Origin of the sequence: Streptomyces polyrhachis, from assembly GCF_042663125.1 — a bacterium.
In the GTDB taxonomy this organism is placed as follows: Bacteria; Actinomycetota; Actinomycetes; order Streptomycetales; family Streptomycetaceae; genus Streptomyces; species Streptomyces polyrhachii.
The window spans coordinates 104,666-114,012 of the sequence record NZ_JBHSZO010000018.1 but is presented as its reverse complement, the minus strand read 5'-3'; the positions used below and the strand labels follow the sequence as shown (position 1 = coordinate 114,012).

8 protein-coding genes are annotated in these 9,347 nt (G+C 72.5%); 5 read left to right on the top strand and 3 right to left on the bottom strand.

Annotated elements, in window-relative coordinates:
* Nucleotides 1-271: 271 nt before the first annotated feature.
* On the bottom strand, nt 272-586 hold the full coding sequence (locus tag ACFQLX_RS13565) for a helix-turn-helix domain-containing protein (RefSeq protein WP_386414748.1): 315 nt from the start codon (nt 584-586) through the stop codon (nt 272-274).
* A gap of 33 nt (nt 587-619) precedes the next feature.
* Nucleotides 620-1,282, bottom strand: a complete 663-nt coding sequence (locus ACFQLX_RS13560) for a GDSL-type esterase/lipase family protein (protein WP_386414747.1) — start codon at nt 1,280-1,282, stop codon at nt 620-622.
* A gap of 92 nt (nt 1,283-1,374) precedes the next feature.
* Here ACFQLX_RS13560 and ACFQLX_RS13555 point away from each other — a divergent pair, with 92 nt between their 5' ends.
* Both ACFQLX_RS13555 and ACFQLX_RS13550 read left to right on the top strand, forming a co-directional pair.
* Nucleotides 1,375-2,382 (top strand): TolB-like translocation protein, encoded by a 1,008-nt coding sequence (locus ACFQLX_RS13555; RefSeq protein ID WP_386414745.1) that lies wholly within the window; start codon nt 1,375-1,377, stop codon nt 2,380-2,382.
* Nucleotides 2,383-2,454: 72 nt separating this feature from the next.
* Entirely contained in the window at nt 2,455-3,789 is a 1,335-nt protein-coding gene (locus ACFQLX_RS13550) for a hypothetical protein (protein ID WP_386414744.1), read from the top strand.
* Nucleotides 3,790-3,829: 40 nt separating this feature from the next.
* Here ACFQLX_RS13550 and serC read toward each other — a convergent pair whose 3' ends face one another.
* Complete coding sequence (gene serC / locus ACFQLX_RS13545) at nt 3,830-4,948, bottom strand: phosphoserine transaminase (RefSeq protein ID WP_386414743.1); 1,119 nt, start codon at nt 4,946-4,948, stop codon at nt 3,830-3,832.
* Nucleotides 4,949-5,165: 217 nt separating this feature from the next.
* Between serC and ACFQLX_RS13540 the strand changes: the two genes are divergently transcribed.
* From ACFQLX_RS13540 to ACFQLX_RS13530, 3 genes are read left to right on the top strand one after another with little or no spacing between them, the layout of a single operon-like run.
* A complete protein-coding gene (locus ACFQLX_RS13540) occupies nt 5,166-5,951 on the top strand; it encodes a TIGR03084 family metal-binding protein (protein WP_386414741.1) in 786 nt (261 codons plus the stop codon).
* The gene (locus ACFQLX_RS13535; protein ID WP_386414739.1) at nt 5,948-7,636 is read left to right on the top strand and encodes an acyclic terpene utilization AtuA family protein; all 1,689 of its coding nucleotides are present in this window, start codon (nt 5,948-5,950) and stop codon (nt 7,634-7,636) included. Before ACFQLX_RS13540 ends, ACFQLX_RS13535 begins: the two co-directional genes overlap by 4 nt.
* On the top strand, nt 7,633-9,228 hold the full coding sequence (locus ACFQLX_RS13530; protein WP_386414737.1) for an acyl-CoA carboxylase subunit beta: 1,596 nt from the start codon (nt 7,633-7,635) through the stop codon (nt 9,226-9,228). The genes ACFQLX_RS13535 and ACFQLX_RS13530 overlap by 4 nt, the downstream gene beginning before the upstream one ends.
* Nucleotides 9,229-9,347 lie beyond the last annotated feature (119 nt).

Genomic DNA, 9,347 nt, shown 5'->3' with positions numbered 1-9,347 from the left:
CCCACCACCACCGGCCCCCGATCCCACCCCCACCAGCCCCTTCCTCCAGCCAGCCCCCGACCCCCGCCCAGCCACTGCGCCCCCGCCGATCCACCCCGGCACCCCGCCACCCCGGCCCCAAGCGTCGCGGAGCGACGCAGCACCACCCGGACCCCCGCAAGCAACCCTCACCAGACCCCAACCCACCCCGACCCGAGAAGCCCATGCGGGGCCGGGCCGCGCGCGCCGCGGAGCGGCGAAGCCCCACCGGCGCGGAGCGCCGCAGCATCTGTCACGCTGCCTCGTTGTGCGGGGTGAGGTTGATGGTCAGGTCGGCGTCGAGGGCTCGGGCCAGCCGCCGCAGGAGTGGGATCGTGGGCACGGTGCCGCCGCCTTCGATCCGGGAGATCTGCGGCTGCTTCATGCCGCAGCGCTCGGCGAGTTCGGCCTGGGACAGTCCGAGGGCGGTGCGTCGGTCGTAGACGAGCTGGCCGAGGTCGTGGGCCAGTTCGGCCTCCTCGTACAGCCGGTCGTACTCGGGGTTCTCCTCGACCGCTTCGCCGAGGAGCTTGCGGTGGCGGCGGGTCTTCCACTCGGCGTGGTTCATCGCAGTTCCTCCTTGATGTCGCGGCTGTAGGGCTTACCGGCAAGGGGCGCTCGTACCCCAATCCCCCTCCAACGCCCGCCAGAACACGTCCGCCAGGACCCGTTCCCCCGCCGGCGAGAGATGCGTGCCGTCATGCGTGGCGGACTCGTACGGCCACGGGGTGGGCGGCTCCACCAGCGTCAAAGGGGAGGTGGGGGTGGAGAGTTCCGCGAGCGTCTTCGTCAGGAGGTCGTTGAAGTGTGCGCACTCCGCGTCGAAGGACGGGTCGTTCGCCGCGACCACGTTGCGCAGGACCGGGAGGATCGCCATGCGGATGCGGGGGTTGGACTCGCGGGCGGCGGTGACGAAGGCGTGGACGTTCTGCGTCGTCTGGGCCGCGTTCGTGTAGAAGCCGAGGTCTATGAGGCCCAGGGCGACCAGGAGCACGTCCGGGCGGTGGGCCGCCACGGCCGGACCGATCAGCGGCGCCATGTGCAGCCAGCCCTCGCCCCAGCCGGCCAGGTGCTGCTGGGGGAAGGCCGGGTCGGCGTAGGCGTGGGAGGTGGCGGCGTCCGTCGCCGGGTCGTAGAGGGCCGTACGGGGGCCCACGACCTCCACGGCGGTGCGGCGGCTCAGCCCACGCCACAGGCGGTAGCGCCAGGTGTGGTCACCGGCGCTGCCGATCGTGATGGAGTCGCCGACGAACATGATGCGCATCGCCTCATCATCCCAAGCCGGATCCGCCCCCGGGGAAGGGGTCTCCTCCGGGTCGATCTCCCCGTCCGCCCCCGGCGTGGCACGCTTGGGGCATGGTCAAGGCATACGGGGTCGGGGTCGGAGTGCTGCTCGCGATGGGCGCGGTGTGCGCGGCGGGTGCGCCCGCCCTCGCGGACGACGGCGACTTCGGGATCCGGGACGCGCGCATCACCGAGTCCAGCGGGCTGGCCGCCTCCGCGCGGCACCCGGGGGTGTACTGGACGCACAACGACAGCGAGGACGGCCCGTACGTGTACGCCGTCGACTCGCGCACCGGGAAGACCGTCGCCACCGTCACCCTCACCGGGATCGGGCGCCCCCGCGACGTCGAGGCCGTCTCGATGGGCCCCGGCGGGCAGCTCTACGTGGGCGACATCGGCGACAACACGGGCGGCAGCTGGTCGCACGTGTGGATCTACCGCTTCCCCGAGCCGAAGGTCCTCAAGGACGTGACCCTGCGCGCCGTCCAGTACGACGTGACGTACGCGGACGGCCCCCGCGACGCCGAGGCGCTGATGGTGCACCCGAAGACCGGCCGGGCGTACATCGCCAGCAAGAAGGAGGGCGGCGGCGCCCTCTACGCGGGGCCGGAGAAGCTGACGGCCGGGCGGACGAACGTGTTCCGCAGGATCGCCCCCATCGACCTGTGGGTCACCGACGGCGCCTTCTCGCCCGACGGCCGCCGGCTGGCGCTGCGCAGCTATCTGGGCGGGCGGCTGTACAGGTGGGAGAAGGGCAGGCCGGTCGAGGACGGCCGCCTCTCCGTCCCGCTCCAGCGGCAGGGGGAGTCGATGACGTACACCACCGACGGCCGCGCGCTGATGTACGGCACCGAGGGGGCGGGCAGCGAGGTCACCCGGGTCGCCGTCGAGGGCGGCGGTACGGACCCGGCGGGCACCCCGAAGGCACCGGGCGACCCCGCGGCGGGAGCGGCCGGGACGGACGGAGCGGACGGGACGGGCCCCGCCTCCGAGAACCGCGATCTCTTCGTGGTCGTCCTCGTCGTCGCGGGCGCCACCGCCGCCTTCACGCTGCTGCGGCGGGCACTGCGCCGCGCCTGAGTCCGTACACCCCTGCTCCCATCCGGCCCGCGAGCGCTTGCACCCCGGTGACCCGTGGGTTGAAGTGGCGGGGTGGAAGTGGAGCCGCCGTCGCACGCCCTGTCGGTCGCCCAGCGCGGCGGCCGGGCGGTCCTGGGTTTCTCCACGCTCGGGTTCGCCGGGTCGCTGGCGTTCTATCTGGCGGGCGACGGGCCGCCGTTGAGCCGCTGGTGGCCGCTGGCCGCCTGCGGCGCGCTGGTGCTGCTCTCGGCGATCGTGGTGTTCCTGGAGCCGTTCACGCTGGTGCGCTGGCGGGCGGTCCTGTCCTCCGTGCTCGCCTCCTGCGTGATGCTGGGCGGCATCGTGGCGACGCTGTCGCTGATCAGCGAGGACGACATCGACCTGCTCTCCGCCGGCCGGGTCGTCGACAGGCGGTTCGAGGCCGATGAGTACCTGGACGCGGACCGGACCGCGGCGGGCAGGCGGCGCATCCCCACCGGGGTCTTCCTGCAGCAGCTGCGCTTCACGGCGCCCAACGCCGTGCAGGCGAGCGGCTTCGTCTGGCAGCGGCTGCCCAAGGGCTTCCCCAAGAAGTTCGAGGGGGTCGTCTTCCCCGACGCGGAGGACTCCTACGGCACCAAGGAGGTCTACCGCGACAAGCAGCCCGAGGACGGCTCGACGACGGTGGGCTGGTACTTCAAGGTCAAACTGGCGGAGAACTTCGACTACGAGCGCTACCCCTTCGACCGGCAGGGCATCCGCCTTCGGCTGTGGAGCAAGGACCGGGCCGACGACTCGATGGCCCTGGTGCCGGACTTCCGCTCGTATCCCCCGTGGCAGCCCCAGCAGCGCTACGGCGTCGATCCCGGCCTCGTCCTGCCGGGCTGGAGCACGGTCTTCAGCAGCTGGAGCTATCTGCGCCTGGACTACCACACCACGCTGGGCGGCAACCCCCGCGACTACCACGGCGCCTACCCCGTACCGCCGGACCTCTACTTCAACGTCGGCATCGACCGGGACTGGGTGTCGCCGTTCTTCGACACCCTCACCCGCTGGCTGATCGTCGCCCTCGTCATCTTCCTGGCGCTCTTCGTCTACCAGAAGGACAAGGGCGAGCTGCGGCCCGACCTGGGCTTCAGCACCTGGGCGGTGATCACCTTCGGTGTGCAGATGCTGCTCGTCGTGGTGATCGACCAGGATTCCGTACGACTGGCCACCGGCCCCACGATGGCGTACGTGGAGTGGTTCGCGCTCTCGCTCTACACGGTGATCTTCCTGGTGGCGCTCAACGCCGTCATCCTGACCAGCCGGCGCTACTCGCCGGGGCTGGAGTGGCGCGACAACCGCGTCGCGAAGCTGCTGTACTGGCCGGTCCTGCTCGCGCTGATCTTCGCGGCGACGCTGTACGTCTTCCGCCCGCGGTGGTGAGCGGGGGCCGCGCGAACGGCCCCCCCTTCACCGGTCCGTCTCAGAGCCGCTCGGCCACGTAGTCCACGCAGGCCGTGAGCGCCGCCACGTCGGCCGGGTCGATCGCCGGGAACATCGCGATCCGCAGCTGGTTGCGGCCCAGCTTGCGGTACGGCTCGGTGTCCACGACGCCGTTGGCCCGCAGCACCTTGGCGACGGCGGCGGCGTCCACCTCGTCGGTGAAGTCGATCGTGCCGATCACCTGCGAGCGCTGCGCCGGGTCGGCGACGAACGGCGTCGCGTACCGCGAGCGCTCCGCCCAGCCGTAGAGGCGTTCGGCGGAGTCGGCGGTGCGCTCCACCGCCCACTTCAGGCCGCCCTGGCCGTTGATCCAGTCCAGCTGCTCGGCGAGCAGGAAGAGCGTGGCGAGGGCGGGGGTGTTGTAGGTCTGGTTCTTCAGGGAGTTGTCGATCGCGGTGGGCAGCGAGAAGAACTCCGGTACGTGCCGCCCGGAGGCGTGCACGGCCGCCGCGCGGTCCAGGGCGGCGGGGGAGAAGACGCCCAGCCACAGGCCGCCGTCGGCGGCGAAGGACTTCTGCGGGGCGAAGTAGTAGACGTCCGTCTGGGCGATGTCCACGGGCAGGCCGCCCGCGCCGGAGGTCGCGTCGACCAGCACCAGGGCGCCGGGGTCGGCGCCGCCGACGCGCTTGATGGGGGCGGCGACACCGGTGGAGGTCTCGTTGTGGGTGAGGGCGTAGACGTCCGTGCCCGCCTCGGCCTCGGGCTCGGGGTGCGTGCCGGGCTCGGCGGAGATCACCGTCGGGTCGTCCAGCCAGGGCGCGAGCCTGGCGGCCTTGGCGAACTTCGAGGAGAACTCGCCGAAGCTCAGGTGCTGGGACCTGCGCTCGATCAGGCCGTGGGTGGCGATGTCCCAGAAGGCGGTGGAGCCGCCGTTGCCGAGGACCACCTCGTAGCCCTCGGGCAGCGAGAACAGCTCGGCGACGCCCTCGCGGACCCGGCCGACCAGGTTCTTCACGGGGGCCTGGCGATGGGACGTACCCAGCAGGGAGGTGCCGGTGGCGGCCAGGGCCTGGACGGCCTCCGTGCGCACCTTCGAGGGGCCTGCGCCGAACCGGCCGTCGGCGGGCTTGATGTCAGCGGGAATCCGGATCTCAGCCACGGCGGCAGCGTAGTGGGTGGGAGCGGGCGGGAGGGGGATACGTCCAGCGGATGAGACGGGGTGTCCGCCCGTGTCCGCCCGCCGGAAGGCCGCGTTCCGGACCCCGGCCCGGCCGGGTCCGTACGAAAAAACATGCACGCATGCTTGTTTTCCGCTCCGGACGCTGCCACGCTGCTCGACAGCCCCGCCGGATAGGGCCTGACGAGAGGAGCGTGCCGTGGCCGATACGACGGCCCTGTTCGACGATCTGCGGGACGAGGGCGCGGAGTTGGAGGAGCTGGTCGCCGCGCTGCCGCCCGGGCAGTGGGGCGCCGCGACGCCCGCCGAGGGGTGGAGCATCGCCCACCAGATCGCCCATCTCGCCTGGACCGACGAGCAGTCGCTGATCGCGGCCACCGACCCGGTCGCCTTCGGCCGGGTCGTGGAGGAGGCCGTCGCCGCCTTCGACACCTTCGTCGACGACGGCGCGGCGGCCGGAGCCGCCCTGCCGCCGGGGGAGTTGCTGGACCGGTGGCGTACGGGGCGGACCCGGCTGGCGGAGGTGCTGGCCGCGCGCGGCGGCGGGGAGCGCATCCCGTGGTTCGGGCCGCCGATGAGCGCCGCCTCGATGGCCACCGCCCGGCTGATGGAGACCTGGGCGCACTCCCTCGACGTCGCGGAGGCGCTCGGGGTGGTGCGCGAGCCCACCGCGCGGCTGCGGCACGTGGCGTGGATCGGCGTACGGGCCCGCGACAACGCCTTCCGCACGCACCAACTCACGCCGCCCGCCGAGCCGTTCCGCGTCGAGCTGACCGCGCCCGGCGGCGAGGTCTGGGTGTACGGGCCGGAGGAGGCCGCCCAGCGGGTCGCCGGGAGCGCGTACGACTTCTGCCTGCTCGCCGTCCGGCGCGTCCACCGGGCCGACACCGGCCTGACCGCGGTCGGCCCGGACGCCGAGCGGTGGCTCGACCTCGTGCAGGCCTTCGCCGGCCCGCCCGGCGCCGGACGGGAGCCGCGCCGATGACGGCCCCGCTGCGGATCGGCAACGCCTCCGGCTTCTACGGCGACCGCTTCACCGCGATGCGCGAGATGCTCACCGGCGGCCGGCTCGACGTCCTCACCGGCGACTACCTCGCCGAGCTGACCATGCTCATCCTGGGCCGCGACCGCCTGAAGGACCCCGCCCTCGGCTACGCCAGGACCTACCTGCGCCAACTGGAGGAGGGCCTGGGCCTCGCCCGTGAGCGCGGCGTCAAGCTCGTCGCCAACGCCGGCGGCCTCAACCCGGCCGGCCTCGCCGACGCCGTCCGCGCGCTCGCCGAGCGGCTGGGCATCCCCGTGCGCGTGGCCCACGTCGAGGGCGACGACCTCACCGGCCGCTTCCCCGGCGCCCTCGCCGCCAACGCCTACCTGGGCGGCGCGGGCATCACCGCCTGCCTGCGCGCCGGCGCCGACGTCGTGGTCACCGGCCGCGTCACGGACGCCGCGCTGGTCTCCGGCGCGGCGGCCGCGCACTTCGGCTGGACGCCGCAGGACTACGACGCCCTCGCCGGCGCGGTCGTCGCCGGGCACGTCCTGGAGTGCGGGACGCAGGCCACCGGCGGCAACTACTCCTTCTTCACCGAGCACGACATACGCCAACCGGGCTTCCCCCTGGCTGAGTTGGCGGCCGACGGCTCCTGCGTCATCACCAAGCACCCCGGTACGGGCGGCGCGGTCACCCGCGAGACGGTCACCGCCCAACTGCTCTACGAGACGGGCCCCGCCCGCTACGCCGGCCCCGACGTGACCGCCCGCCTGGACACCGTCCGCCTCACCCAGGAGGGCGCCGACCGGGTCCGTATCGACGGCGTACGGGGCGAGCCCCCGCCCCCCACCCTCAAGGTGGGCCTGAGCCGGCTGGGCGGCTGGCGCAACGAGACGGTCTTCGTCCTCACCGGCCTCGACGTCGACGCCAAGGCAGCCCTGGTCAAAGAGCAGTTGGCGCCCGCACTCGCCCCCGTCAAGGACGTCCGCTGGACCCTGGCCCGTACCGACCGCGCGGACGCGGACGTACAGGAGGAGGCGAGCGCCCTGCTGCGCCTCGTCGTCCGCGACAGCGACCCCGACACCGTGGGCCGCGCCCTCTCCGGCGCCGCGATCGAACTGGCGCTGGCCAGCTACCCCGGCTTCCACGTCACCGCGCCGCCCGGGAAGGCGAGCCCGTACGGCGTCTTCGAGGCGGCCCACGTCCCCCAGCCCGACGTACCGCACACCGCCGTCCTCCCGGACGGCACCCGCACGGACATCCCGACCCCGCCCGCCTACCAGGAGCTGGAACCAGCCCAGCAACCCGCTCTCCCCGAGCCGTTGCCCCCCGCCCCCACCATCCGCGCCCCCCTCGGCGCCATCGCGGGAGCCCGCAGCGGCGACAAGGGCGGCGACGCCAACCTCGGCGTCTGGGCCAGGACGGACGAGGGCTGGCGCTGGCTGGCCCACGAACTGACCGCGGACCGCCTGCGCGAACTCCTGCCGGAGACAGCCCCCTTGACCGTCGAACGCCAGGTACTCCCGCACCTGCGCGCCCTGAACTTCACCCTGCGCGGCCTGCTCGGCGAAGGCGTCGCCTCCCAGGCCCGCTTCGACCCCCAGGCCAAGGCCCTCGGCGAATGGCTCCGCGCCCGCCTCGTGGACCTCCCGGAGACCCTGGCCAAGGAGACCCAGCCATGACCGTCCTGCCCACCCGACTCGACCCCTCGGCCCCCGAGTACACGGCCAACCGCGAGGCGATGCTCGCCAAGCTCGACGAGTTGGCGGCCGAGCACGCCAAGGCCCTCGCGGGCGGCGGCGAGAAGTACACGACCCGCCACCACGCCCGCGGCAAGCTCCTCGCCCGCGAACGCATCGAACTGCTCCTGGACCCCGACACCCCGTTCCTGGAGCTGTCCCCCCTCGCGGCCTGGGGCAGCGACTTCGCCGTCGGCGCCTCCCTGGTGGTCGGCATCGGCACCGTCGAGGGCACCGAGTGCCTGATCAGCGCCAACGACCCGACCGTACGCGGCGGCGCCTCCAACCCCTGGACGCTGAAGAAGGGCTTCCGCGCCCACGAGATCGGCTACGCGAACCGCCTGCCCTCCATCCACCTGGTGGAGTCCGGCGGCGCCGACCTGCCCAGCCAGAAGGAGATCTTCATCCCGGGCGGGGCGATGTTCAAACACCTCACCCAGTCCTCCGCGGCCGGCATCCCGACCATCGCGGTGGTCTTCGGCAACTCCACGGCGGGGGGCGCGTACGTACCGGGCCTCTGCGACCACGTGATCATGGTCAAGGAGCGGGCCAAGGTCTTCCTGGGCGGCCCCCCGCTGGTGAAGATGGCCACCGGCGAGGAGTCGGACGACGAGTCCCTGGGCGGCGCGGAGATGCACGCCCGCACCTCCGGCCTCGCGGACTACTTCGCCACCGACGAACAGGACGCCCTGCGCCAGGCCCGCCGCGTGGTGGCCCGACTCAACTGGCGCAAGGCGTACGCGGATCCGGGACCCGCCGAGCCCCCGAAGTACGACGCGGACGAACTCCTGGGCATAGTCCCCCCGGACCTCAAAACCCCCTTCGACCCCCGCGAGGTCATCGCCCGCCTCGTCGACGCCTCGGACTTCGACGAGTTCAAACCCCTCTACGGCACCAGCCTCACCACCGGCTGGGCGACCCTGCACGGCTACCCGGTCGGCATCCTCGCCAACGCCCAGGGGGTCCTGTTCAGCGAGGAGTCGCAGAAGGCCACCCAGTTCATCCAACTGGCCAACCAGCGCGACATCCCCCTCCTCTTCCTCCACAACACCACCGGCTACATGGTCGGCCGGGAGTACGAGCAGGGCGGCATCATCCGCCACGGCGCCGCGATGATCAACGCCGTCTCCAACTCCACCGTCCCGCACCTGTCGGTCCTGCTGGGCGCCTCCTACGGGGCAGGCCACTACGGCATGTGCGGCCGCGCCTACGACCCCCGCTTCCTCTTCGCCTGGCCGAGCGCGAAGTCCGCGGTGATGGGCCCCCAGCAGTTGGCGGGCGTCCTGTCCATCGTCGCCCGAGCCTCAGCCCTCGCCAAGGGCCAGCCGTACGACGACGAAACAGACGCGACCCTGCGCACGATGGTGGAACAGCAGATCGAGTCGGAATCCCTCCCCATGTTCCTCTCGGGCCGCCTCTACGACGACGGAATCATCGACCCCAGAGACACCCGCACGGTCCTGGGCCTCTGCCTCTCAGCGATCCACACCACCCCCTACCAGGGGACAAAAAACGCCTACGGAGTCTTCCGCTGATACCTCTGTGGTGAGTAGCCGGGGTTGCGACGCCCGGCACGCCGAGAGCACGCACCGGACGCCGCTGTTAGCCCCGAAGCACTTGGGAGTGGTTCATCCCCATGTGCATTGAGTGCCGT

Bases quoted from the DNA above. Each gene is read 5' to 3' on its own strand.
- ACFQLX_RS13565 (WP_386414748.1), bottom strand. From the start codon at position 586: ATGAACCACGCCGAGTGGAAGACCCGCCGCCACCGCAAGCTCCTCGGC.
- ACFQLX_RS13560 (WP_386414747.1), bottom strand. From the start codon at position 1,282: ATGCGCATCATGTTCGTCGGCGACTCCATCACGATCGGCAGCGCCGGT.
- ACFQLX_RS13555 (WP_386414745.1), top strand. From the start codon at position 1,375: ATGGTCAAGGCATACGGGGTCGGGGTCGGAGTGCTGCTCGCGATGGGC.
- ACFQLX_RS13535 (WP_386414739.1), top strand. From the start codon at position 5,948: ATGACGGCCCCGCTGCGGATCGGCAACGCCTCCGGCTTCTACGGCGAC.
- ACFQLX_RS13530 (WP_386414737.1), top strand. From the start codon at position 7,633: ATGACCGTCCTGCCCACCCGACTCGACCCCTCGGCCCCCGAGTACACG.